The sequence below is a fragment of the Fulvivirga sedimenti genome, assembly GCF_020328055.1.
On the sequence record NZ_JAIXNE010000005.1, the window covers coordinates 310,576 to 334,401 of the forward strand.

At 44.8% G+C, this 23,826-nt stretch carries 26 protein-coding genes; 18 read left to right on the forward strand and 8 right to left on the reverse strand.

From position 1 onward, the window contains the following. The first annotated feature begins 101 nt into the window (after window positions 1-101). Complete coding sequence (locus LDX50_RS25120) at window positions 102-1,418, forward strand: aspartate kinase (protein ID WP_225699031.1); 1,317 nt, start codon at window positions 102-104, stop codon at window positions 1,416-1,418. On the opposite strand, the gene LDX50_RS25125 is transcribed toward LDX50_RS25120, so the two are convergent. The 3 genes from LDX50_RS25125 to LDX50_RS25135 all read right to left on the reverse strand — a co-directional run bounded on the left by LDX50_RS25125 (window position 1,415) and on the right by LDX50_RS25135 (window position 5,302). Next, a complete protein-coding gene (locus tag LDX50_RS25125) occupies window positions 1,415-2,893 on the reverse strand; it encodes a sodium:proton antiporter (protein WP_225699032.1) in 1,479 nt (492 codons plus the stop codon). The genes LDX50_RS25120 and LDX50_RS25125 overlap by 4 nt on opposite strands. Window positions 2,894-2,972: 79 nt before the next feature. Further along, window positions 2,973-4,199 (reverse strand): Glu/Leu/Phe/Val dehydrogenase dimerization domain-containing protein, encoded by a 1,227-nt coding sequence (locus LDX50_RS25130; RefSeq protein WP_225699033.1) that lies wholly within the window; start codon window positions 4,197-4,199, stop codon window positions 2,973-2,975. Window positions 4,200-4,246: 47 nt separating this feature from the next. Next, window positions 4,247-5,302, reverse strand: a complete 1,056-nt coding sequence (locus tag LDX50_RS25135; RefSeq protein ID WP_225699034.1) for an anhydro-N-acetylmuramic acid kinase — start codon at window positions 5,300-5,302, stop codon at window positions 4,247-4,249. A gap of 52 nt (window positions 5,303-5,354) precedes the next feature. Here LDX50_RS25135 and LDX50_RS25140 point away from each other — a divergent pair, with 52 nt between their 5' ends. The 13 genes from LDX50_RS25140 (at window position 5,355) to LDX50_RS25200 (ending at window position 16,306) form a co-directional block, all read left to right on the forward strand. Further along, window positions 5,355-6,065, forward strand: a complete 711-nt coding sequence (locus LDX50_RS25140; RefSeq protein WP_225699035.1) for a type III pantothenate kinase — start codon at window positions 5,355-5,357, stop codon at window positions 6,063-6,065. Then, on the forward strand, window positions 6,055-7,341 hold the full coding sequence (gene bamG / locus LDX50_RS25145) for a BamG family beta-barrel-assembly machinery protein (RefSeq protein WP_225699036.1): 1,287 nt from the start codon (window positions 6,055-6,057) through the stop codon (window positions 7,339-7,341). The genes LDX50_RS25140 and bamG overlap by 11 nt, the downstream gene beginning before the upstream one ends. 28 nt (window positions 7,342-7,369) lie before the next feature. Next, a complete protein-coding gene (locus tag LDX50_RS25150) occupies window positions 7,370-8,686 on the forward strand; it encodes a tetratricopeptide repeat protein (protein WP_225699037.1) in 1,317 nt (438 codons plus the stop codon). Window positions 8,687-8,765: 79 nt separating this feature from the next. After that, the gene (lptC, locus tag LDX50_RS25155; RefSeq protein ID WP_225699038.1) at window positions 8,766-9,278 is read left to right on the forward strand and encodes an LPS export ABC transporter periplasmic protein LptC; all 513 of its coding nucleotides are present in this window, start codon (window positions 8,766-8,768) and stop codon (window positions 9,276-9,278) included. Between the two features lie 172 nt (window positions 9,279-9,450). Next, window positions 9,451-10,725, forward strand: a complete 1,275-nt coding sequence (locus LDX50_RS25160; RefSeq protein WP_420828567.1) for a hemolysin family protein — start codon at window positions 9,451-9,453, stop codon at window positions 10,723-10,725. An 86-nt stretch (window positions 10,726-10,811) separates the two neighbouring features. After that, a complete protein-coding gene (locus LDX50_RS25165) occupies window positions 10,812-12,602 on the forward strand; it encodes a peptidylprolyl isomerase (protein ID WP_225699040.1) in 1,791 nt (596 codons plus the stop codon). Between the two features lie 75 nt (window positions 12,603-12,677). Further along, window positions 12,678-12,944, forward strand: a complete 267-nt coding sequence (locus tag LDX50_RS25170) for a DUF493 family protein (RefSeq protein ID WP_225699041.1) — start codon at window positions 12,678-12,680, stop codon at window positions 12,942-12,944. A gap of 1 nt (window position 12,945) precedes the next feature. After that, on the forward strand, window positions 12,946-13,638 hold the full coding sequence (locus LDX50_RS25175) for a class I SAM-dependent methyltransferase (RefSeq protein WP_225699042.1): 693 nt from the start codon (window positions 12,946-12,948) through the stop codon (window positions 13,636-13,638). 4 nt (window positions 13,639-13,642) lie between these two features. After that, window positions 13,643-13,879 carry a 4a-hydroxytetrahydrobiopterin dehydratase gene (locus LDX50_RS25180; protein ID WP_225699043.1) on the forward strand — a complete coding sequence of 79 codons (237 nt, stop codon included), beginning with the start codon at window positions 13,643-13,645 and terminating at the stop codon, window positions 13,877-13,879. Further along, window positions 13,876-14,544, forward strand: coding sequence for a 16S rRNA (cytidine(1402)-2'-O)-methyltransferase (gene rsmI, locus LDX50_RS25185; RefSeq protein WP_225699044.1), 669 nt, complete (start codon window positions 13,876-13,878; stop codon window positions 14,542-14,544). The genes LDX50_RS25180 and rsmI overlap by 4 nt, the downstream gene beginning before the upstream one ends. Beyond that, window positions 14,528-15,325 carry a hypothetical protein gene (locus LDX50_RS25190; RefSeq protein WP_225699045.1) on the forward strand — a complete coding sequence of 266 codons (798 nt, stop codon included), beginning with the start codon at window positions 14,528-14,530 and terminating at the stop codon, window positions 15,323-15,325. The genes rsmI and LDX50_RS25190 overlap by 17 nt, the downstream gene beginning before the upstream one ends. Then, complete coding sequence (locus tag LDX50_RS25195; protein ID WP_225699046.1) at window positions 15,322-16,116, forward strand: inositol monophosphatase family protein; 795 nt, start codon at window positions 15,322-15,324, stop codon at window positions 16,114-16,116. The genes LDX50_RS25190 and LDX50_RS25195 overlap by 4 nt, the downstream gene beginning before the upstream one ends. 28 nt (window positions 16,117-16,144) lie before the next feature. Beyond that, window positions 16,145-16,306 (forward strand): FeoB-associated Cys-rich membrane protein, encoded by a 162-nt coding sequence (locus LDX50_RS25200; protein ID WP_225699047.1) that lies wholly within the window; start codon window positions 16,145-16,147, stop codon window positions 16,304-16,306. On the opposite strand, the gene LDX50_RS25205 is transcribed toward LDX50_RS25200, so the two are convergent. Together LDX50_RS25205 and LDX50_RS25210 are read right to left on the reverse strand one after the other, a co-directional pair. Then, a complete protein-coding gene (locus tag LDX50_RS25205) occupies window positions 16,293-17,312 on the reverse strand; it encodes an SPASM domain-containing protein (protein WP_225699048.1) in 1,020 nt (339 codons plus the stop codon). The two genes, LDX50_RS25200 and LDX50_RS25205, sit on opposite strands and share 14 nt — an antisense overlap. Window positions 17,313-17,347: 35 nt before the next feature. After that, a complete protein-coding gene (locus tag LDX50_RS25210; protein WP_225699049.1) occupies window positions 17,348-17,704 on the reverse strand; it encodes an iron chaperone in 357 nt (118 codons plus the stop codon). 156 nt (window positions 17,705-17,860) lie between these two features. On the opposite strand from LDX50_RS25210, the gene LDX50_RS25215 reads away from it, so the two are divergent. Both LDX50_RS25215 and LDX50_RS25220 read left to right on the forward strand, forming a co-directional pair. After that, complete coding sequence (locus LDX50_RS25215; RefSeq protein ID WP_225699050.1) at window positions 17,861-19,027, forward strand: lipoprotein N-acyltransferase Lnb domain-containing protein; 1,167 nt, start codon at window positions 17,861-17,863, stop codon at window positions 19,025-19,027. 111 nt (window positions 19,028-19,138) lie between these two features. After that, a complete protein-coding gene (locus tag LDX50_RS25220) occupies window positions 19,139-19,357 on the forward strand; it encodes a hypothetical protein (RefSeq protein WP_225699051.1) in 219 nt (72 codons plus the stop codon). A 42-nt stretch (window positions 19,358-19,399) separates the two neighbouring features. Here the strand turns inward: LDX50_RS25220 and LDX50_RS25225 are convergent, their stop codons facing one another. Then, window positions 19,400-20,293 (reverse strand): SdiA-regulated domain-containing protein, encoded by an 894-nt coding sequence (locus LDX50_RS25225; RefSeq protein ID WP_225699052.1) that lies wholly within the window; start codon window positions 20,291-20,293, stop codon window positions 19,400-19,402. 35 nt (window positions 20,294-20,328) lie between these two features. Between LDX50_RS25225 and hemE the strand changes: the two genes are divergently transcribed. After that, window positions 20,329-21,360, forward strand: coding sequence for a uroporphyrinogen decarboxylase (gene hemE, locus LDX50_RS25230; protein WP_225699053.1), 1,032 nt, complete (start codon window positions 20,329-20,331; stop codon window positions 21,358-21,360). On the opposite strand, the gene accD is transcribed toward hemE, so the two are convergent. Then, the gene (accD, locus tag LDX50_RS25235) at window positions 21,357-22,199 is read right to left on the reverse strand and encodes an acetyl-CoA carboxylase, carboxyltransferase subunit beta (RefSeq protein ID WP_225699054.1); all 843 of its coding nucleotides are present in this window, start codon (window positions 22,197-22,199) and stop codon (window positions 21,357-21,359) included. The two genes, hemE and accD, sit on opposite strands and share 4 nt — an antisense overlap. 151 nt (window positions 22,200-22,350) lie before the next feature. Between accD and fbaA the strand changes: the two genes are divergently transcribed. After that, window positions 22,351-23,424 (forward strand): class II fructose-bisphosphate aldolase, encoded by a 1,074-nt coding sequence (fbaA, locus tag LDX50_RS25240; RefSeq protein ID WP_225699055.1) that lies wholly within the window; start codon window positions 22,351-22,353, stop codon window positions 23,422-23,424. Between the two features lie 36 nt (window positions 23,425-23,460). Here the strand turns inward: fbaA and LDX50_RS25245 are convergent, their stop codons facing one another. Next, entirely contained in the window at window positions 23,461-23,721 is a 261-nt protein-coding gene (locus tag LDX50_RS25245; RefSeq protein WP_225699056.1) for a GlsB/YeaQ/YmgE family stress response membrane protein, read from the reverse strand. Window positions 23,722-23,826: the final 105 nt, after the last annotated feature.

The following is a 23,826-nucleotide window of genomic DNA, read 5'->3' on the forward strand; positions in this document are numbered from 1 at the left end:
GAAGCAACACTTATAGCATTGTTCAAAGCGCACTTCGGTGCGCTTTTTTTATATCGTTTTGACGGGAAGATTTGTAAATTAGCGCCCCAAACAATTGAAATATGGTCATTTACAAATTTGGAGGCACGTCAGTCGGTGCTCCGGAACGCATGCAAAAGGTAGCCAGACTCATTACCGCAGATAATGAGCCTAAAATCGTAGTGCTGTCTGCAGTAAGTGGAACGACCAACAAGCTTGTTGAAATAGGCAATGCCCTGCTTGAAGTCAGGAAATCGGTTGCGCGCGAAGCGATAGCCCGCCTGCGGGAAGAATATGACACATTTGCAGACGGACTATTCAGTACCGAGGATGGCAAGAAAGAAGGTGTAACAATACTTAACAATTTCTTTGAAGACCTTACGGCACTGGCGGGCATTCCTGATTTCAATGAAGGGAACAATAAAACACTTCTGGCCATAGGTGAGCTTATGTCCACCCATTTGTTCAACGCGTTTCTAAAGGAAAGAAATATCAAATCGGTTTTACTTCCGGCGTTGAATTTCATGTCAATCGACAGAAACGGAGAACCTGAGATTCCTCGTATCTCTGAAAAACTGAATGCAATGCTGGCAAATTACCCTGAGGATATCCTTTTTGTCACCCAGGGATTTATATGCCGGAACTCTAACGGACAGACAGACAACCTGCAGCGTGGTGGAAGCGATTATACTGCTTCATTAATAGGTGCAGCCATTAAAGCACGGGAAGTGCAAATATGGACCGACATTGATGGCATGCATAACAATGACCCCCGGATTGTTGAGAATACAAAGCCAATTTCGGCGCTAACATTTGACGAAGCAGCGGAGCTTGCCTATTTCGGGGCTAAAATTCTTCACCCGTCTTCTATCCAGCCGGCGCAGAAATTTGGCATACCCGTTTGGCTGAAAAGTACACTGGATGAAACGGCTTACGGAACCCTGATAGGAGAACCTACCGATGAAGTAAAGATCAAAGCCATCGCAGCCAAGGACAATATCACCGCAATAAAGATCAAGTCCAGCCGCATGCTATTGGCACACGGTTTCCTGCGAAAAGTTTTCGAAATATTTGAAAAGTATGCGACATCCATCGATATGATCACCACATCAGAGGTTGCGGTTTCCTTGACCATCGACAACACATCCCACATGGATAAGATCATTCATGAACTTGAAACCTTTGGTCAGGTGGCAGTAGATCCCAACATGTCGATTATCTGTATCGTCGGCCACATGATCTCCGAGAAAAAAGGCGTAATCAGGCAGGTTTTTGACGCACTCGATGATATTCCAATCCGTATGGTTTCAATCGGCGGAAGTAAGAATAACATTTCAATACTCGTCGAGACACGTGTAAAGAACGACGCCCTCAAAGCACTGAACAAGGGACTTTTTTAGAGGAAGGCAAAAAACACCAGCCAGACGAGGATCAGCAGAGGTAACAGGAATGGAATACTGAAACGGATGATATATCCGAAGAAAGACGGCATCTTAATACCTACCTGTTCGGCAATCGATTTGACCATGAAATTCGGACCGTTACCGATGTAGGTAAATGCACCGAAAAATACAGCGGCTATGGATATCGCCTTCAGATCCAGTACGGAGTCATGGAATGTCCCGCCATTTGCAAAGGCCGCCACATCAGCGATCAGGTTGATATTACCATTCTGTGATGCAAGGGCTGCCGTTAAGAAGTTTATGTAGGTTGGGGCATTATCAAGAAATCCAGACAAAATACCTGTCCCCCAATAAAGGGTATTGTGCGTAATAAGTTTCGATCCTTCCGGTGATGCCGCAAAATTACCAACCAATTCAAGTGCAGGCATCATTGTACCGAATATACCGATGAATATAAAAGCAACTTCACGAATCGGCTCAAAGCTGAACTCATTGCCCTGAATGGCTTTCTTATCGGCAAATCTGAATGAAAAGTATGCCACGCTGAACATGATGACCTCTCTAACAAAAGAGAACTTCTGACCATCATAATGGATTGCCGGAACCCACTCGATCACATTTGGGTCAAGGAATACTGATCCGATGATAACCAGCAACCATAGAAAATTTCGGCTTCCGATAAGGCTGATGCTATTTGAATATTCCACATCATCCTCACCAAAATTCTGCTTGTTCCGGACATCGAATAAATAGAAGATCACCACCAAAATAAGCAGGGCAAAAGCCCATGGAATAATATTATGTTCTAACGTCCAGAAAAAAGGAACACCTTTCAAAAACCCCAGGAACAGAGGCGGATCTCCAATGGGAGTAAGTGACCCTCCGATATTGCTTACGGCAAAGATGAAAAAGATAATATGGTATGCTTTAATCCTCGTTTTGTTCAGCCGTATGAACGGACGAATCAACAGCATTGAAGCCCCGGTTGTACCAATGAGGTTTGAAACCACTGCACCTGCCAGCAGCAGCAATACGTTTGCAAGCGGAGTGGCCTTTTTATCGATATCAATCATGATCCCTCCACTGGCGATATACAGAGACGCCAGTAACGCAATGAACTGTACATATTCCGCCAGGGCATGCACAGGACCATGTGTATTATGCAGAACGAACAGGTAATAGATCACGACCAGCAATGCCAGTGCTACCGCAATTTTCGGATAATTCTTATGCCAGAAATGTTCGTAAAAAAGAGGGCCTGTAGCGATCATGAGTAGTAGCAGGACGAAAGGAATTACCGTCCAGCCCGGTGGAGCATGGTGCTCCGCCTCGATTTCATCACCATGAAATTGATCCTGAACAACAGTTTCCTGATCATGTTGTTGAGGCAAATTGTCCAGCGCGCTCACTGGAGAAATTGCAGTCAAATTGAGTACAATGAAAACTATGCAATAGAGAAGCGCTCTGCTCACAGACAATTAACGTTTTTTGCTAAAATAACCGAAATAATGCGATTTTCACAACACAGCCGGATTATCAAATTACGAGGGATCAAATTAATTGACCAAGGGCAATTTCAAAGGATGTTTGGGCAATGCCAAATTTAGAAGTGCTCTTTTTATAGGTGTTTTCAAGTGCCAGCCTGATCCGTTCTGAAACATCTGTAAATATCGCTTCATCTTCCATGCTCACTTCATTTTCCATGAAATAAGCAAATACCCGTGCCATTCCGCAGTTGGCAACAAAATCAGGAATAACTGAAAAGTGATCATCTGCATAAAGACCTGTCGGACCGAAGAATATTTCCGGATCATCAAATGGAACATTGGCTCCGCAGCTGAATACTTCAAGCTTGCTGTTTACCATCCGGTCCACCTGGTCACGTGAAATCAACCGTGACGAAGCGGCTGGCACAAATACCTCAAATTCAAGATCCCATACTCGCCGGTTCATCTCTTCATAGGGAATCATATCCTTACTGGCCAGCTGATTTCCATTACGGTTCAGGAATAACTGTCGGATTTCCTCGTACGAGAATCCTTCCTCTTTGATCACCCCCCCTTCACGATCGATTATCGCGACAATATTAACCCCCATTTTAGACAGGTAGAATCCGGCCGACGCGGCCACATTACCCCAACCCTGGATCACTGCTCTTTTCACGTGAAGATTTCCTCCCCAGAGGGCATAATAATGCTTCACAGCTTCTGCCACACCAAAACCCGTCACCATATCGGCAATCGTGTATTTCCGGCTTACATCCGGTGAGTAGCGTTCATCTTCGATTACCTTGATCACTCCCTGCCGCAGCTGACCGATCCTGTTGATCATCTGGGCTTCACGGGGCTGAAAGTGTCCATTAAAAACTCCTTCCTGCGGATGCCAAACACCGACGTCCTCTGTGATTGGGATCACTTCATGAATCTCGTCTACATTCAGATCTCCGCCGGTTCCATAATAATATTTCAATAAAGGTTTTACCGCCGCAAACCAGCGTTCGAGAACACCTTCCTTCCGGGGATCACGAGGGTCAAAATTAATACCGGATTTCGCACCTCCGATAGGCGGTCCGGAGATTGTGAATTTAATTTCCATGGTCTTTGCCAGGGAAACAACCTCGTGCTTATCCAAACCTGCCCGCATGCGCGTCCCGCCACCGGCAGCACCGCCTCTTAATGAATTGATGACAACCCAGCCTTCTGCCTCGGTCTCCGGATCTTTCCATTCAAATACAATTTCCGGTCGCTTATTCTCAAACTCCTTCAGCAGATCTTTCATAGTATTTTTTTAAACAGACGCAAAACTACAATATTTTTGGAAGGGATCTACCCCAGGGCCTGGCCTGAGATATGATCTCTTTCTGCACCTGTTACGGATGACAAAACGTTTACTCTACCCCATTCGTGCATAGCGCCCAGAAAAGCAAAAATGATCGCTTCCTTAAAATTTACAATTAGTGGATCCGGATAAATCAGTTCAAGATCAGGCCGAAAGTTCGCAAGCCGCTCCCTGAGACAGGTGTTATGTGCACCTCCGCCGGTCATCAGTAACGATCCACCCACAGGACATGCCCGACTGATCTGTTCGGCTATGTGGTCAACAAAAGTACTCAGAAGATCATTTACAGGAAGATCGGCAGATAGCAAAGGGAATATTTCTGCTGAAATCTGCTCAAAGCCCAGGGATTTGGGTGGTGACTCCATCAGATACGGCCATTTGTTCAGCTCAGACAAAAGTTCCGGGATACTATTTCCCGATTGGGCCAGATTCCCGCCTTCATCATACTCCTTTCCAACACGACCTGCAAGATGATTAAGCACCATATTGCATGCGCATATATCGAATGCCTTTCGCCCGTCATCCGTACGGTATGAGATATTGGCAATACCCCCGAGGTTCAGGCAATAGGTATATTCGCCGAACAGCAGGTCATCACCGATCGGCACAAGAGGGGCACCCTGTCCTCCAAGCGCAACATCCAGCGACCGAAAATCACTTATAATACGCATTCCCGTGGCAGCATATATATGGGCAGCGTTTCCAATCTGAACGGTAAATCCCCTTTCAGGCTGATGAAATATTGTATGTCCGTGTGAAGCAATCAGATCCGGCCTGGACTTTCCCCCCTCAATAAACTCTCCCACCCGCTTTCCAATCCATTGGCCCAGTTGAGCGTCAAGCGCAAATAAATCTTCCGCTCCGAGCGAAACAGCATTTTCAAGCTGGCGCTTCAACCCGGATGGATATTCAATGGTTTTTGCGGCGAGTACAGTAAAATGAGGGCGTTCAGCATCTGTGAAACGACACCAGGCCATATCAAGTCCGTCCAATGATGTACCCGACATCAAACCAATAACTTCTATATCGCCCTTCTTTTTCATACTTTTGCGTGTCTTATCGCAAAGGAAAGTTAATGGAATCTTTTAGCAAAGTATGAATCTGATTCTTGATTTTGGTAATTCATCGGCAAAGGCGGGTCTTTTTAACGGGCTTGAACTGGTTAAAGTATACGACCGGCTCGCGCTTGATGAAATATCGGAATTGGCGCGTTCCCGGACATTTGAATATATTTTCGCGAGTACGGTGAGCGTTGGGAAGGATACTATCCGGGAAAAGATCGGGCAGGAGGTTTCGTTTCTTAGTCATGAGACTTCGGTACCATTTCAAAATCAATATAAAACCCCGGAAACCCTGGGGCTCGACCGCATCGCAGCTGTTGCGGGCGCTCAGCAGCGGTTTCCCGACACCAACTGCCTCGCCATCGATATAGGTTCATGCATAACCTATGATCACATTACGGCATCAGGAGATTACTTCGGAGGGGGCATTTCACCTGGACTGGATATACGATTTAAGTCGCTGCACACGTTTACCGCAGGGCTGCCGTTGATTGAATTTCAGGAAGAGGCTGAGCTGGTCGGCAATAGCACGAGAAATTCCATTCTAAGCGGGGTAATATTTGGAATGCAGGCTGAAATTGAAGGAATTATTCGCATGTATGAAGACAAATTCGGAGATTTGAAGATTATTTTATGCGGGGGTGGTTCCAAAGTTTTTGAAAACAGGCTGAAAGGGGCCATATTTGCAGCCCCCCATTTAGTTTTAGAGGGGTTGAACAGGATTTTAAGCTATAATGTTTCGTAAATTTTCTAACTACATACTGGTGATCACACTGATGAGCATCGCTACAATCAGTTATGGTCAGGCCACGAAATCACCGTTCAGCCGACTGGGAATCGGGGATATTGTCGAACCCAACCTGGTGAATAACCAGGGGATGGGCGGTGTAGGGATCAGCAACGGGAATATCTGGCACCTCAACTACAAAAATCCGGCATTACTCCCACGAAATACACTAACCGTTTTCTCTGCGGGCTATATTGGTGGATATCAAACCTTACGCGACTCCGTTAAGACGGAAAGTAATGGCGGAGGAAATTTGAACTACCTGATTCTGGCCTTTCCGGTGATGCCCGGAAAATGGACAACATCAGTTGGAATTTTACCCTACAGTGTCATCGATTTTGTGCAAACATCCCGGGAACCTGTGAGCGGATCCCCGTCTGATACGACGCTTATTACAGAAGAAGGGTCGGGCGGACTCAATAAGTTCTTCTGGTCGAATGGATATACACTGAACAAGAATTTCTCGATCGGCCTGGAAGCCAGTTATATTTTTGGATCAGCCACAGCCGAATTTTCAAATACTATTCTTACTTCGGAAAACTCGTTCAACTATTCTCCAACGGTTAGTACCGAGATCAATGTAAACGACTTCCTCTTCAAAGCGGGTGTGGCTTTTCGGAAAGACTCGATTATGAATAGCGCCACCCGGATCCAGGCTGGAATAACGTATGATTTTGCCACGGATCTGAGTGCCAAACGTACACAAACCTACGAGAGAAGATTACTTGGTCAACCAACCAGCAGGGACACACTCAGCTTTGAAGAACCGGGATTTTACCGCCTTCCAAGCGCACTGGGAATAGGATTATCATTCACCCAGGAGTTCAAATGGACCGTTGGAATGGACCTGAAATTGCAAAACTGGTCAGAGTTCTTAGATTATAACGGCTCAAACCAAAACTTTAAAAATACGTTTTCAATAGGTGTGGGTGGAGAATTTACTCCGGATGCATCATCTGTTGATAGCTATTTAGAGCGCATAACTTACAGATTTGGTGTAAATTACACTACATTACCCTATGTACCCAGGCTGGCGTCAGGGGAACAGGTAAAAGACTTTGGCATAAATTTTGGCTGGACATTACCAGTAGGACGTTTTTCAAGTATTGACATGGCTTTTAAAGTAGGCCAGAGAGGAGATGTCCAGAATAACTACATAAAAGAAAACTATTACAAGATATACATTGGATTTACTTTTAACGATCAGTGGTTCATTAAAAGGAAATACGATTAAGATTAAACCGACTATGAAAATGAATGTCATGAAGCAGATTTTACTAACCGCCGCCCTTGCATTTTCTACTGTATTTGCACACGCCCAGTGTGCAGGCTGGAACTGGCCTGAGGACGCGGCCATGCGATCCAAAGCAGAAGAGAAAAATGTACTGTATACAGATGCATTAAATGCGGAAAATTTTGCGGGTGCTCAGAAACATCACCTTTGGTTGTTGAATAATACACCCAATCTGAACACGTCCATTTATATAAATGGAGAAAAAATCTATAACGGGCTTATTGACGGTGCAACTGATGAGGCAAAGAAGAATATCTATATTGATTCATTGCTCCTTTTGTACGATATGCGTATGGAATACTGCAATGAAAAACAGGAAGTGGTAGCTCGTAAGGCATATGCAGCTTACAGAAACAACGTAAAAAAACCGGGAGAGCTTAAAAATATCCTTGACCTGTTCAAGGAAGCTCATGAACTGAATGGAAATGATCTTCCCGATTATATGCTGCTTCCCTACATGAGTGTGGTTTATTACAACGTAAAGTATCTTGATAACCTCACTCCTGACCAGATACTGGAATATTATGAAGGAATCAATGAAGCGATCGATTACAAGATTTCAAATGAAAGTGATGCCAGTAAAAGGGCAAAACTCGAAGATTATAAGAATAAGATCGACGGTTTCTTCGTGCAGATTTTCAAGGTAGATTGCGCTTACGTAAAAGAAAAACTGGAGCCGCGTTTCCGAGCGAACCCTACAGACATCAAGCTGGCAAAAACTATCTTCAAGTTCATGCTGGAAGGAAAATGTACTGATGATCCGCTGTGGCTGGATGCCGGAAAAGTGATTGCTGAAAATGATCCTTCTTATGGTTTATTTAAAAACCTCGGGTTGAAAGCAAAGGCCAGCGGTGACAATGCACAGGCAGAAGAACTTTTCAACAGAGCCATGGAATATGCACAAACTCCTCAGGAAAAATCAGAGATGTACATGCAAATGGGTTCTATGAAGTCGGAAGCCGGTCAGAAATCTACTGCCCGTGAGCTGTACAAAAAGGCACTGGCCGCTGATCCTAATGCAAAAGAGGCTTACACACGCATTGGCTACCTCTATTTCACCAGCTACGAACAGTGCAGGGGTGGAGAAGACCAGGTTAAAGACCGTGGTGTGTTCCTGGTAGCGTATGACTACTTCATGAGAGGTGGAAATGGCAGCGCGGCTGGTGATGCAAAAGAGCAATTTCCTTCGAAAGAAGAGGTATTTACCTACAATTACAATTCAGGTGATAACCTTTCGATCGGATGCTGGATCGGTGAAACAACCACGATCCGTACACGTGATTAATGAAATATAGTAAATCAAAAAGGCCACAGGGATTCCTTGTGGCCTTTTTTCACATATGAGGAATTCTGTTTCAATTTTTATGCTTCTTGTTTCCATCGCATGCCTTACGGGATGTGAGGAAGAGAAGAAGGCGCCTTCGGAAATTCTCGAATATGAAGGACCTTTTCAGGAAGCTGAAGATCTTGTCATGCTTTACAGCGAATCTGCCAAGGTTCAGATCAGACTAACTACCCCCAAGTTGTGGGAATATGAAAATGGAGACCGGGAATTTCCGGAAGGGATATTTCTGGAATTTTTTAATGATGAGGGAGAGATTGGGAGTACGCTGCGGGCAGATGAAGCATTTTTTTTCAAGGAAGAAAATAAATGGAGGGGGCGCGGGGACGTGGAAATAAGGAGTATGGAGAACAATCAGCAACTTGATACTGAAGAATTGTACTGGAAACCTGCCGAGCAAATCATGTATACCGATAAGTTCGTGACCATTATAGATGGTGATGAAATTATGACAGGAACCGGAATGCGGGCCGCACAGGACTTCTCCTGGTATGGATTTGGCAACCCTGAAGGAACATTTAACATTAGCGAATGAAGCGGCTCTTTCTGATCATTCTTTTTTCTCTGGCAGTAACGGCATTTATCATTGCTGTTCATCAGTTAATGACTGTGGGCCTGTCTGCTTCATATTGGATTTTTATGTTAAGTCTTATCCTGCTATTTTTATATCAATTATTGAAGGGCAGAAAAGATAACCCGCTTTCATGATCAACCCCGACTTACTTTTACCCATCATCATTACCCTGCTGTTCTCGGCCTTTTTTTCGGGTATTGAAATCGCCTTTGTATCGGCAGATAAGCTTCATATTGAACTTCAAAGCAAAAAAGGTCATGGCACCAGCCGGATTCTCACCCGTTTTATGCAGAATCCTTCTCAGTTTATTGGCACCACACTTATAGGAAATACGATCGCCCTTGTAATTTATGGCGTATTCATGGCAAAGCTGCTGGATCCTGTGATTCAGGCATACCTCCCCGATATTCTGAACAATGAAGCAGGATTACTGGTGGTTCAAACCATCCTTTCAACGATCGTTGTATTAATTACCGCGGAATTCCTTCCCAAAAGTATCTTCATGATCAACCCGAACTGGATGTTGTCTATACTGGCCTATCCGATGTATGTAATCTACTGGTTGATGACACCGGTCGTTTGGGTTATCGTAAACTTTTCAAAACTCGTCATCACACGAGTCCTCGGATTGGAGTATTCCGAGGACAGGCCTGCATTTCGTCTGACAGATTTGGACAACTATATCAAGAATACACTGCTTTCTGATGAAGAAAGTAATGTTGAACTCGATACCCGGATTTTTAACAATGCCCTGGAATTCAAAACAATCCGCGTGCGTGAATGTATGATTCCCCGAACAGAAATCGTTGCTGTGGATATTGAAGACAGTATCGAGGAGCTTCGGCAGGCTTTTACCGACAGCGGTCATTCGAAAATCCTGATTTACCGCGAATCGATTGACGATGTAATCGGATACTGCCATTCACTGGAGTTATTCAAAAAGCCTAAATCGATTGGCGATATCCTCACACCCATTTTGATTGTACCAGAAACGATGCTTGCCAATGAACTGATGATCCAGTTCATTTCAGAACGTAAGAGCATTGCCCTGGTGGTGGATGAATACGGAGGCACAAGCGGCGTGGTGAGTATTGAGGATATAATTGAAGAGATTTTTGGAGAAATTCAGGACGAACATGATGACGAGGACCTCACAGAACTTGCCATTGATGAAAACACCTACCTGTTCAGTGCAAGACAGGAAATTGATTACCTGAATGAAAAATATTCCTGGGAATTACCCGTCGGAGATTATGAAACACTGGGCGGGCTTATCCTGTCAATTACAGAAGACCTGCCAGAGGAAGGAGATACACTGGATCTCGATCCCTACATAATTACGATCCAAAATGTACATGATATAAGGATCGATACCGTAAAGATTACGGTACATAAGACCGAAGATTGATTATCTCCTTCAACTTCTGTTTGATATTACTTTCTAACTCCCTAAATTTGCGCCTCTTTGCATCAACTGTAAGTACTTAATACGAAATGGCATTAATAAATACGTTAAGAAATAAAATGGGGAAGTTTGTGGTGGTTGTTATTGCCATTGCAATCCTTTCATTTGTAGCCGCAGATATTCTGGGCCCGAATAGTTCACTCCTTGGCGGAAGTGAAAATGAAGTGGGCGAGATTGCGGGTACCACTATCCAGTTCCAGGAGTTCCAGGAAGCAATCGATGAGCGGGAACGCGACTTTGCGATCTACACCGGGCGTCAGCCTTCTCAGCAGCAGGCAGCTACCATACGTGAGCAAGCCTGGGAATTACTCATCAACAGGTATGCATTCCAGCAGCAATACGATGAACTTGGCATTACAGTTCCGGCTGATGAGGAATGGGATCTGGTTCAGGGACGTAATATCGACCCTACTGTTCAGAGTATTTTCACAAACCCTCAGACGGGTCAGTTTGACCGGGATCAGTTGATCAATTTCCTGCAGAATATGGAAACATATCCGCAGCAATACCAGGTATTGTGGAATACGGTTCGCAGTTCCCTGGTACCCGGACGTACGCGTCTGAAGTATGAGAATTTATTGGTTAATGCCAATTATGTAACAAAGGCAGAGGCTGAGCGCTCATATCATGCACAGAATGATGTCGCTGAGGTAAAGTATCTTTACATCCCCTATCCTTCCGTTAGCGAATCTGAGGTCTCGGTTTCCGATGCTGAAATGAAATCATATTACAACGCACATAAGGAAGACTATAAAACGGAGGCTGTTCGCAGTATGAAGTTTGTATCATTCCCGATCATTCCTTCACCTGAAGATTCATTGTATGTACGGGAAGAAATCCAGGGCCTTGTGCAGGCTTTCACAGAGGTTGAGGATGATTCAGTGTTTGCAGAGCGCCAGAGTGACTCCAGGGATTTTTACCTCACCTATAATGCGCAAACCCTACCCATCTATCTGAAGCCCATGGCTGATAGTCTTCAGCAGGGAAATGTATACGGCCCCTATCTTACTCCAAGTGGATACAGTCTTTATAAGGTGAGTAAACTATATCCTGATACCACGTTATATGATATCGCACGAGTTGTTAGAAATGTAATCGCGTCTGATGAAACACGAAACATCGCAGCCCGTGAAGCGGATCTTTTCGCATCTAACGCCACTGATATTGCTTCTTTTGATAAAGCTGCACAGGAAAAAGATTTGATCGTTCTCCCTGCAACAGGTTTGCGTCAGAATGATCAGCGTGTCGCTGGTCTCGGAGATGCGCGTGAATTGGTTCGATGGCTGTTCAAAGACGCCAGTGTGGGAGACGTATCTGAAGACCTTGAGATCAATGAGCAATATGTAATCGCTGTTATGACTGAAGAAATTCCTAAAGGCACTTTACCGCTTGATAAGGTTAAGGAAGAAGTTAGCAGGCAGGTGGCCAATGAGAAAAAAGCCGGCATCATCATGGAAAAACTGGGCAGCCCCACAGGTACACTGGAGGAAATCGCCGCAACCTATGGTGAAGGAGCTAATGTTTATGAAAGCAGTGATCTGCGTCTCGACGCAAATATTTTGCCTAATGTTGGGTTTGATCCGATGGCAATCGGAATCGCATTCTCCCAGGCAGGCGGTGAGCGTTCGAAACCTTTCGCAGGAGAAAGCGGAGTTCTGATCATTGAAACACAGAATATTACCGAAGCGCCTGAAATTGCAGATTACAGCGCATTCGCACAGCAACTGCGCAATACAAAAGCACAACGAACAGCTGAAAATATTGCTGAAGCGATCAAAGACAATTCTGGAATTGTCGATAATCGTTACAAATTCTATTAAATTTAAAGCGGGCCTGGCCCGCTTTTTTTTTCACATGGAACCACTGCCATGTGCCTGGTGCAAAATTAAAGGCTGATGAAGCATAAAGATTCCATAGATTCCTTTCGCCGTCAACTTGAGAATGAGTATGAATGGCCCTCTCTTTATACGTTTAAATTCATTGTACCAAAGGACAAGATCCAGCAGGTGAGGGAGCTTTTTGCAAAGCATGACGTGTCTGAAAGAGAATCAAGTAAAGGGGCATACATTAGCTTAACAAGCCGTGTTATGGCAGATTCGAGCGACCAGATTATCGATATTTACGTTAAGGCAAACGAAATTGAAGGAATAATCGCACTCTAGTATGCGAATCATTATTCCTATACTGTTGCTTTTTATGCTGTCATGCAGCAAACCTCAAAGTGACGCGCCACGGGAAACATGGGATACCACCGGCACAGGTTCTGCCGGATCGCAGGTATTCGATAACAACAATATCAAAGAATCGCAGCCACAGGCATTACCCGGCGACAGGCAGTATTGGCAAAATCCGGATCTTGTACTCGATAAGCTCGGGAATCTGGAGAATAAAACTGTCGCCGATATTGGAGCCGGAACCGGATACTTCACTTTCCGGCTTGCTGAACGGGGCGCGAATGTAATCGCCGTTGATATTGATCCGGATTATCTTACCTACATAAGTGACCGCAGGGACCAGCTTAGCTCAAGCAGGCAGCAACAGATAGAAACCCGTCTTTCTGAACCCGACAGCCCGCCACTCGAACCAAATGAGGCTGATTTCGTTCTATTGGTGAATACATATACTTTCCTTCCGGATCGTGTTGAATACCTTAAAAAGGTTTATGCTGGTCTAACTGAGAATGGTTCGATATGTATTGTTGATTATAAAAATGATGAGGTTCCGGTTATATCCGATGAAACTCCGGTCCTGAATCCAACCGTAGTACGAAACGATCTGACAAAAGCCGGGTTTCAGAAGATTCAGCTGGATTCAGTAAGTCTGGAATATCAATACATTTTCACTGCCAAAAAATAACATTATGAACTGGAAAGAACAGGATAATTCGTTAAATCAAACTTTCGAATTCAAAAATTTTGTTGAAGCATTCGGTTTTATGACCCAGGTGGCGATCCTTGCTGAAAAGATGAATCATCACCCCTCCTGGCATAACGTTTATAACACCGTAACCATTTCCCTGTCGACCCATGATGCTGGTGACATTATTACCGAAAAGGACAGGAAACTGGCTGCTGAAATTGATAAATTGCTTGCATGACATCATTATACCTCATTCCAACCCCCATTGGTAACCTTGAGGACATTACCCTCCGGTCGCTGCGCTTGCTGAAGGAGGTAGATATGATATTGGCAGAGGATACCCGCACGTCGGGCAAATTACTGAAACACTATGGTATCGAAACTCCCCGACAGAGTTACCATATCTTCAATGAACACAAAGCCATCTCGCCTCTCATTCAGCGAATGAAAAATGGGGAGATCATGGCATTGATCACCGATGCCGGTACCCCGGGTATATCGGATCCCGGCTTTTTACTCGTACGTGAATGCATCGCTGAAGATCTGGTAGTGGAATGCCTTCCGGGCCCTACGGCCTTCGTTCCTGCCCTTGTGAAATCAGGCTTACCATCGGACAAATTTGTATTTGAAGGTTTCCTTCCTCACAAAAAAGGGAGGGCTACGCGGATTAATGAATTGAAAACTGAATCACGAACGATCGTTTTTTATGAAAGTCCGCATAGATTGATAAAAACCCTCCATCAATTGCATGAGGCATTCGGCGATCGAATGGCATCGGTAAGCAGGGAACTTACCAAGATCCACGAAGAAACCCGTAATGACACATTAGCCAACCTGCATTTACATTATGAGAAACACCCACCAAAAGGAGAAATCGTACTAATTGTTGAAGGCACCAGGTAAATATATTATCCCGCTGCTGGCAGGAATCAGCTTCATTGCATGGGTAATTGCATTTTTATTGCCCCAGTTTCCATGGACGATTACCCTGGCTGTGGCACCAATCTTTGCACTTTATGCATTCCATAAGGAAAAAAATCTGCCATTTACCTCGTTTGGCATATCTGTGGCTGGTACGCTGGTACTGAGCTATGTTGTTATTGCCAGCTTTATTAAGAATGGGTCCCCCGGAATCCCCTTATCGATCAACTATGGCATTATCATGTCATTCGCATTTTTTGCTTACTGGCTTACCGATACGCATGCCAAAAACCGACTGGGACTGGTTACAATAGTTATCTTCTATGCCGGTATAGAATATATCTCCATGATATTTGTTCCCGAGTATGCTCATTTTCTACTGGGCAGCAGCCTCTCAGAATTTCCGGCAATCCAACGGTGGAATACTCAATCTGGCATAACTGGTGTTTCGGCCTGGATTCTGCTGGCAAATATCGGGACATACTTTGTTCTCTTCCGGAACATGGCCATATTCAACGGCATTTTTAGATGGAGATCCCTGCTGCTATCCGCGGTTCTGATAAGCATCCCCGGAATCATTTCTTATTGGATCCTCGATCCAACAATTGGTGCTCTCAATGCAGGTGAGGTTGCCGATGGGTTCAGGAATATCATTACTTCTGGAAAATTTGACAGTGCGGGAGAAATTACCGGCCGCACCTGTGCATGGGTAACTGTTCTTATTGTAATTTACGGACTTGTTAAAAGAAAAGTAACACCATGAGACAATCTGTGCTCACCGAAGCGATACACCTTGTAAGGTCTGTCGGAGAATTTATCCGCGCGGCATCACGTGAATTTTCAGCAGATAGTATCGAAAAAAAGGGGTTCAATGACCTTGTTTCCTTTGTGGATAAGGAGGCAGAAAAAAAGCTGGTTGCCGGTTGCCGGGAAATTCTGCCTGAAGCAGGGTTTATCACGGAGGAAGGAACTGCCGACCACCGTTCGGAAAGATACAACTGGATCATAGATCCCCTGGATGGAACAACAAACTTTGTCCACGGACTCCCCGTGTATGCCATCAGCCTTGCATTAACAGACCGTAATGAGGTGGTACTTGGAATTGTCTATGAAATTTGTGGAGATGAATTATTTCATGCACGTCGGGGTGATGGTGCATTTTGCAATGGCAACCCAATCAACGTCTCTTCTATCAATCAATTGAGTGATTCGCTGCTCGCTACGGGTTTTCCCTATTATGATTTCGGACAAATGCCTGTCTACCTTGATATTCTCAACGACTTCATGCAAAATACCCATGGATTACGCCGACTGGGCAGTGCTGCAGTGGACCTGGCATATACCGCATGTGGAAGATTTGAGGGATTTTTTGAATACAACCTCAATGCATGGGATGTAGCAGCAGGAATCTTACTCGTCGAAGAAGCTGGAGGATCCGTAACGGATTTCTCAGGGAATCATAACGCTTTATTTGGAAGAGAAATTATCGCCGCCGGACCGGTTCATGCTTCCATGATGAAAATCATTCAGAGTCACTGGCATCGCACGAACTAATCGGCTAACTTCGCCGTTACCAAAAGAAATGCAGGAAATTCTACTTGTCATATTATTCATCGGTGCCATCATTTATGTGGCACGCCATATCTACCTTCAGAATAAACCTGGTCAGGAAGGATGCGGTCCGAAATGCGGATGTGATTCACCTGCACGGCAGTCGCTGTTGTCACGCGCTAAGCCCAAATAGCAGTACCTTCCGTACAGTTATTGCATATTTCTATTTGATTTCTTCCCTTCAGAAGCGCTTTCCTGAATTGCGTATAGGATGTCCCCATCCAGATCTCACGAAATGATTCATTGCCAATTGCTCCAAGTGCATGCTGCGCGTCCTTGTCAAAACAACAGGGCACAATCTTCCCATCCCAGGTAATCACACAGCTATGCCACATTTTCCAGCAATGGTCAAGCAGTTTATTCTTGATTTGCCAGGTGCCGTCAGCCTGCTCCCGATACCTGGCATATCGATCATTTGAGGGAATCAGGGGAGATCCATGCTGGTAATCATATATCTGTGCTGTTTTGAATCGCACCTCGTCGACACCGAGCGACCTTCCTAATTCCTTAACCTCATGAATTTGGTGTTCATTCGGGGCAACAACGAGAAATTGAAAGATGATATGGGGCGTCTTCGATTTTAGTTTCTTCTTCCACTCAATCAGCCGCCTTGTCCCGTCAAGTACTTTTTGCAGAGAGCCACCCACGCGATAGGATTCATACGTTTCCTGGGTTGTACCATCGATCGAAATGATAAGCCGGTTCAGGCCGGATTCAACTGTTTCTTTGGCCTTCTGATCGCTCAGGTAATGAGCATTGGTGGATGTAGCTGTATAAATATTCCTGGATCCCGCGTATCGAACCAGATCCAGAAATTCAGGATGTAAATAAGGCTCACCCTGAAAATAAAAGGTGAGATAGAAAAGATCGCTGCATACTTCATCAATAACATTCCGAAACAGCTCTCCCTGAAGCATTCCCGTAGGCCTGGAGAAAGATCTGAGGCCTGAAGGGCATTCCGGACAGCGCAGGTTGCACGATGTTGTAGGCTCAAAGGCAATACTCACCGGCATTCCGAACTGGCGTGGATTCCGCGTAATTCTTGATAAGAAATAACCTGAAACAATCTTTAAGGCGTTCCAGCATCGACGAAACGTCAAATGAGCAAGCAGATTCCAGGTATCATTTCGGAAAATCATGTTTAAAAATACACGAAGCAGAATGCATTTGGCAACTATCCATTCAATTCCTTTACACGGAATCGAACAATTCGCTGAACCAGACTACATGGAATGTCATTTTCAAGTGGAAATTGTACCGCCCCTTTAGAGGTATGAAACTCCCGCAGGTCGTTTTTGAATTCACTGATGGCAGAGGGCGTTGGATAGAAACCAATATGATGCTGATATCCGGCAAAATGTACCAGCGCCCTACTGAGTTTATAGGTTGGCATGCCATAACTGATACACTCAAATGCTTCGGGGCATGCTTCACGTATACAGAACCTCATATGTTCCAATTTGGATTGAATATCAGGCGGAAAATTGGCGATATACTCATCTACCGTTGCATGCTTCCTGCGTTGGCTCATTTCACTTCATGGACGTACTGATTGTGAAGATACAAATCACAACCTGAAAGAATTCGCTGCGATTGAAGAAATGATTTTCCTGAAAAAGTACAGATTTTGACTCCCAACCTGATTATCGGATAGTGCTAGTTTAAATTATCCTGTATATTCGGGTGCATGAAATCAACATTGACCGGTCTGCTCATACTTGTCCTTGGATTTTCATCCACAGCTCAGGTGCGGCTTTCGCCGGATGCGGAAATTCGCATTCTTACATGTGGCCCTTATCAGGGTGAACTATATTCGGCCTTTGGACATAGCGCCATACGTGTTACAGATCCTGTCAGGGGTTTTGATTATATCTTCAACTATGGGGTTTTTGATTTCAATCAGCCCAATTTCTACCTGAATTTTGCTCGTGGATTCCTCAACTATCAGCTTGCGTTATCTGAATACTCCTACTTCCGTGACGCCTATATTCGCGACAACAGGTACATTCATGAACAGGTACTGAATCTGAATACTTCGGAGAAACAGGAATTTTTCAACTTCCTGCAGTGGAATATTCAGGAAGAGAACAGATTCTATTATTACGATTATTTCTACGATAATTGCGCCACGCGGGTAAGGGATGCGCTCATTCGTACATTTGGCGATTCGATTCAATTCGACGGAAGTTACATCACCACAGATTATACGATCCGCGATCTCACGGATATTTACTTACAGGAACAGCCCTGGGGCGACCTGGGTATTGACCTGTGCCTTGGATTGCCCATGGATACGGTTGCAACACCTCCAATGTATATGTTTCTCCCTGATTACATCGAGCAGGGATTTAATCATGCCTATATAATTCGCGACGGACAGCGTGTTCCGCTGGTTAAAGAAACAATTGTCACCTATGATTCTACCCCTGAACCTGATCAATCCAGCCTGATCACACCCTTCATTACTTTTTCAATTGCTCTGGTATTTGGCATCTGGCTCACATGGAAAGATTACAAAAGAAAAAAGAGATTCCGTTGGCTTGATTTTCTGCTTTTCACCATAACCGGTCTGGTTGGATGGTTGCTGGCAGGGCTATGGTTTGCCACCGATCATAATGCTGCCGCCCGAAATCTGAACCTGCTGTGGGCAATTCCTTTGTACTTTCCTGTATCCTTCTGGTTGCTAAAAAATGAAAGTCCCCGCTGGGTACGAAAGTTCTTCATGTTTACCGCCGGATTCATGATAATTCTCGTGTTCCTATGGGCATTACTTCCTCAGGATCTCCATAATTCACTGATTCCCTTTGCCTTATTACTGGGAATACGGTCCTGGAGAATTTCAAAACCCTTCTGACCATTCGACGTCATTTTCTTCATTTCAAACCGAATAACTGCTGCTAACAGATTTGGAAATACGAAATGGCAAGGATTCCGTTAACCTTGTATCAATAACCTATTTATACAGATGAATACTAAAGTGGCGCCGTCCCCCAGGAAGATACGTCTTCGCAGAGCGCTTATCCTGGGAAATTTTTATGATCGGCAGGTACAAATTGAACAAGCGCAGGAAGACGGAGAAGAGACAATCGTAGATGCTGTCGTAGGCATCAGACCGGAAGGGATCATAACCAAGAGTGGCAGAAATATCGCTCTTCATTCCATAAAATCAATTTATCAGCTTTAACAGAGCTTACCGGTTGATGAAAAGTGCCACAAGGCACTTTTTTTATTTTCTCTTCAGCACAAACAACCGGGCCTTCCGGCCCGAACCTTCGCTCGAAATAAACAAGTTTCCACGGGCATCAAATGAGAGCCCTTCAGGCTGCCGATAGATCTTTTTATCAAGCAGCACCACTTCCAGCAGGGCTCCATCCTGTGTAAAGACACTCAAAATATGATCTGCGGAAATGATGTAAACGTATCCTGAAATCGGATCTACTGCGACTCCGGACGGGTCAAAATCATTAATGCGCACGTCAGGCAGTCGCTTCCGAATCCATTTTTCCAGCATTTCTTCGTCCAAAATGATGATCGGTTTTGGTTGAACCTCCAAATCGCCGTTTAGTGAATAGATTGCTTTTCCCCTGATGTCATTTTTTTTAACCTCCGGATCGGCTTTGCAGGCTACCAGGAACTGATTATTAAAAACGGCGAGGCCCTCGATATCATTGGCAGATGAAAAGTCCGTATCCAGCGTTTTAATATCATTCACCTTTCCCTGGTGTAGCGTAAAATGGGTAAGATCTCCGTTGCTTTTCATTACATAAAATCTGTCGCCAAGTTTTTCAACGGCTTCGTAATCACCTCTCTTACCAAAATCATATGTTGCATGTATTTTGCCATTTGATGCATTGAGAAAATATAGAATGCCGTTTTCGTCCTCAATGGCAGCCAGCATGCCATTTCCGGCATCGGTCAGACCGCTGATCTCGCGCAACTCTTCAGGAAGTGTAAATGACTGGTCTGGCTCATACAGTTCAAAAGGAACCAATGAACGATCATAGGAGGTAAATATCTCCTCGGGTGGCTGGGAAGCACATCGTGATCCGGAGAAAACCACCCAAATCAGTAACAGGCGGAAACAAGCCGGGCGTACGGAAAATATCAGGTTGCTGTCCACAGGTGAAAGATAAGGAATTCGGTTATCTTTGCGCCATGGAATTAAGGAACGACCTACTTTTACGCACGATCCGGGGTGAAAAAACGGAACGTACACCTGTTTGGCTCATGCGGCAAGCTGGCAGGATTCTTCCGGAATACCGTGCACTTCGAAATAAATTAAGTGGATTCAAGGAATTGGTAGAAACACCTGAACTGGCCGCTGAGGTAACAATCCAGCCAGTCGACCACCTTGATGTTGATGCTGCCATCATATTCAGCGATATCCTGGTAATTCCCGAAGCAATGGGACTTCCTTATGACATGGTCGAAAAGAGAGGTCCGCTTTTCAGAACTACCATCGCCACAGAAAGTGATATTAACAAACTTCATGTCGCTGAAGGGGGTGATATCCAGTATACACTTGACGCCATTCAAATCACAAAAAAAGAATTGAATGGCCGTGTGCCTCTGATCGGATTTGCCGGTGCTCCATGGACTATTTTCGCCTATATGGTCGAAGGTTCGGGCAGCAAAACTTTTTCCCGGGCGAGGGCGATGCTTTATCGTGAGCCTGAGCTGGCTCACAGGCTGTTGCAGATGATCACGGATAGTACTATAAATTACCTGCATGCCCAGGTAGAAGCCGGCGCTGATGTGCTTCAGGTATTTGATTCCTGGGCAGGTATTTTACCCCCAAATCAATACGAGGAATTCTCCCTGTTTTATCTGCATCAAATCTGCGCCGCCATCCAGGACACACCATTAACGGTGTTTGCAAAGGATGTACGAATCTCTGCAAAAAAGCTCAATGAACTTGATTGTGAAACAATCGGACTTGACTGGTGTATGAATCCTGCTACGTTTCGGCAAGAAATGCCTGGCAAAGTTCTGCAGGGAAATCTTGATCCCTGTGTGCTATACGGAAGCCCGGATGTCATCATGGAGGAAACCAGGCGTATGCTCATTAATTTTGGCACAAAGCGCCATATCGCCAATTTGGGACACGGCGTCTACCCTGATATTTCACCAGAGGCAGTTAAAACCTTTATTTCAGTGGTAAAGGAGTATTCGGCAGAGCTGCGTTAATCTTTCAGCATCGTCAGCAGTGTGGTAAGCCTGCTTTTCAGATTTCTTCGATCTACAATGAAGTCAAGGAATCCATGATCCAGAACGAATTCTGCACTCTGAAATCCCTTGGGAAGATCTTTTCCAATAGTTTCACGAATCACTCGCGGACCTGCAAAACCAATGAGGGCTCCAGGTTCAGCAATATTAAAGTCTCCCAGCATGGCATAGGAAGCAGTTACGCCTCCCGTAGTGGGGTCTGTAAGCAATGAAATGTAGGGAATGCCCGCTTCGCTGAGCAAAGCCAGTTTCGCTGATGTTTTCGCCATTTGCATCAATGACAACCCGGCTTCCATCATTCTGGCGCCGCCTGACTTTGAGATCATCAGAAACGGAGTTTTAGTTTTGAGCGAATGATCGATGGCCCGGGCAATTTTTTCTCCCACCACAGAGCCCATTGAACCGCCTATAAAGCTAAAATCCATACAGGCAACCGTGATGTCTATACCATTCATTTTTCCATAGGCAGAGCGCACGGCATCTTTCAGGCCGGTCTTGGACTGACTTTCCTTGATTCTTTCAGGGTACTTTTTGCTATCAGTGAATTTCAGGGGATCAGCAGATTCTATCTTCGCATCCAGTTCTGTAAATTTATTATTGTCGAATATGATCTGGAAATATTCGGCAGAGCCTATACGTACATGATAGCCGTCTTCCGGGCTCACGTAGGCATTGTTCTTGAGTTCACGGGTGTGAATTATCTTACCGCTGGGAGTTTTGAACCATAATCCGTCCGGCGCTTCGCGCTTTGCTTCGGTTGGTGTCTGAATACCCTTATCTTTTCTTTTAAACCAGCTCATAGTTAGTATAGTCGGTGGAGCAATGGACAATTAACGAACAAATATCCGTAGTAAACGCCAGCTTTCAAAAATTCGGCAGAACAATGTCAAACGACACTGAAATAGTTATCTTTACTATCCAAATTCAACTACAACTATTAATTAGCAAGCTATGTCTTCAGCATTCAAACCCGGAGTTTTAACGGGATCCGATGTTCAGCGTATGTTTCAATTTGCCAAGGAGAAAGGATTTGCCCTTCCCGCGGTTAATGTAACAGGAACAAATACCGTGAACGGTGTCCTTGAAACATCGGCCAAAACCAAATCACCAGCAATGATCCAGTTTTCCAATGGCGGATCTATTTTCTATGCCGGTAAAGGAATGGACAATACAGATCAGAAAGCCGCTATTGCCGGAGCTGTTTCAGGTGCCCATCACGTACATCACATGGCAGAAAAGTATGGTGCGACTGTAATACTGCATACCGATCACTGCGCAAAGAAATTACTCCCCTGGATGGATGGAATGCTCAGTGCCGGTGAAGAGTTTTATAAAGTGCATGGTCATTCGCTGTTCAGTTCCCACATGATCGATCTTTCTGAAGAGCCCCTTGAAGAAAATATTGAGATCTGTAAGCGTTATCTTGACCGTATGAGTAAAATGGACATGACCCTTGAAATTGAACTCGGGGTAACCGGTGGTGAAGAAGACGGGGTGGATAATACAGGCGTAGACAGTTCAAAACTGTATACCCAGCCTGAAGAGGTGGCCTACGCGTATGAAGAGTTGAGAAAAGTGAGCGATAAATTTACGGTGGCTGCGGCCTTCGGAAATGTTCACGGAGTTTATAAACCGGGCAATGTGAAACTCACTCCGGTTATTTTAAAAAATTCGCAGGATTACATCCAGGAAAAATTCGGAACCGGCCCACAGCCGGTTGATTTCGTATTCCATGGAGGATCCGGGTCAACGGTTGAAGAGATCAGGGAGGGCATCTCGTATGGGGTTATCAAAATGAATATTGATACCGATACACAGTGGGCTTTCTGGGATGGAGTACGTAATTTCTATCTGGAGCACTCTGCCTACTTACAGGGTCAGATTGGAAACCCTGATTCTGATGATGCTCCGAATAAAAAGTATTATGATCCGCGCGTATGGCTGCGTAAAGCTGAAGAATCTTTTAATGCCCGTCTTATCAAGGCACTGGAAGATCTCAATGCCCTGGGCGCACTCAATTCATAAACAGATAAAAGGAAAGCGGCAAATTGCCGCTTTTTTTTATGCTTTTTTGGACATGGCTCCCTTGATAAACCCTACGATCAACATCACAATTCCCCCGCCAACGGTACTTGCACCGATTGTAGCCAGCATACTGTCTCCCCCCAGGCCAAGCATGCCAAGAATCTGACCGCCCAATCCACCTCCGATTATCCCGGCGATGGAATTCCCAAGTATTCCAAGACTCTTATTTTTCATTAATGACCCGGCAATATTTCCGCCAAGACCGCCTGCAATCAGGCTCACAATGATTTCTTCCATGGTTTCTGTTGTTTGGTATTACAACAAAGTATGAAATCTTTTGGAGAGAATTTGAAATTGCTGGTGAAAATTGTCAGGGGTAAAATAAAAAAGGCCGCCATAAGG

Excerpts from the sequence above, each read along its gene's own strand:
- LDX50_RS25175 (WP_225699042.1), top strand. The coding sequence starts at position 12,946 with ATGCGAATCATTATTCCTATACTGTTGCTTTTTATGCTGTCATGCAGC.
- accD (WP_225699054.1), bottom strand. The coding sequence starts at position 22,199 with ATGAGCTGGTTTAAAAGAAAAGATAAGGGTATTCAGACACCAACCGAA.
- bamG (WP_225699036.1), top strand. The coding sequence starts at position 6,055 with ATGTTTCGTAAATTTTCTAACTACATACTGGTGATCACACTGATGAGC.
- LDX50_RS25205 (WP_225699048.1), bottom strand. The coding sequence starts at position 17,312 with ATGATTTTCCGAAATGATACCTGGAATCTGCTTGCTCATTTGACGTTT.
- LDX50_RS25215 (WP_225699050.1), top strand. The coding sequence starts at position 17,861 with ATGAAATCAACATTGACCGGTCTGCTCATACTTGTCCTTGGATTTTCA.
- hemE (WP_225699053.1), top strand. The coding sequence starts at position 20,329 with ATGGAATTAAGGAACGACCTACTTTTACGCACGATCCGGGGTGAAAAA.
- LDX50_RS25195 (WP_225699046.1), top strand. The coding sequence starts at position 15,322 with ATGAGACAATCTGTGCTCACCGAAGCGATACACCTTGTAAGGTCTGTC.
- rsmI (WP_225699044.1), top strand. The coding sequence starts at position 13,876 with ATGACATCATTATACCTCATTCCAACCCCCATTGGTAACCTTGAGGAC.
- LDX50_RS25200 (WP_225699047.1), top strand. The coding sequence starts at position 16,145 with ATGCAGGAAATTCTACTTGTCATATTATTCATCGGTGCCATCATTTAT.
- LDX50_RS25220 (WP_225699051.1), top strand. The coding sequence starts at position 19,139 with ATGAATACTAAAGTGGCGCCGTCCCCCAGGAAGATACGTCTTCGCAGA.
- lptC (WP_225699038.1), top strand. The coding sequence starts at position 8,766 with ATGCTTCTTGTTTCCATCGCATGCCTTACGGGATGTGAGGAAGAGAAG.
- LDX50_RS25170 (WP_225699041.1), top strand. The coding sequence starts at position 12,678 with ATGAAGCATAAAGATTCCATAGATTCCTTTCGCCGTCAACTTGAGAAT.
- fbaA (WP_225699055.1), top strand. The coding sequence starts at position 22,351 with ATGTCTTCAGCATTCAAACCCGGAGTTTTAACGGGATCCGATGTTCAG.
- LDX50_RS25135 (WP_225699034.1), bottom strand. The coding sequence starts at position 5,302 with ATGAAAAAGAAGGGCGATATAGAAGTTATTGGTTTGATGTCGGGTACA.
- LDX50_RS25150 (WP_225699037.1), top strand. The coding sequence starts at position 7,370 with ATGAAGCAGATTTTACTAACCGCCGCCCTTGCATTTTCTACTGTATTT.
- LDX50_RS25130 (WP_225699033.1), bottom strand. The coding sequence starts at position 4,199 with ATGAAAGATCTGCTGAAGGAGTTTGAGAATAAGCGACCGGAAATTGTA.
- LDX50_RS25140 (WP_225699035.1), top strand. The coding sequence starts at position 5,355 with ATGAATCTGATTCTTGATTTTGGTAATTCATCGGCAAAGGCGGGTCTT.
- LDX50_RS25120 (WP_225699031.1), top strand. The coding sequence starts at position 102 with ATGGTCATTTACAAATTTGGAGGCACGTCAGTCGGTGCTCCGGAACGC.
- LDX50_RS25245 (WP_225699056.1), bottom strand. The coding sequence starts at position 23,721 with ATGGAAGAAATCATTGTGAGCCTGATTGCAGGCGGTCTTGGCGGAAAT.
- LDX50_RS25180 (WP_225699043.1), top strand. The coding sequence starts at position 13,643 with ATGAACTGGAAAGAACAGGATAATTCGTTAAATCAAACTTTCGAATTC.
- LDX50_RS25210 (WP_225699049.1), bottom strand. The coding sequence starts at position 17,704 with ATGAGCCAACGCAGGAAGCATGCAACGGTAGATGAGTATATCGCCAAT.
- LDX50_RS25165 (WP_225699040.1), top strand. The coding sequence starts at position 10,812 with ATGGCATTAATAAATACGTTAAGAAATAAAATGGGGAAGTTTGTGGTG.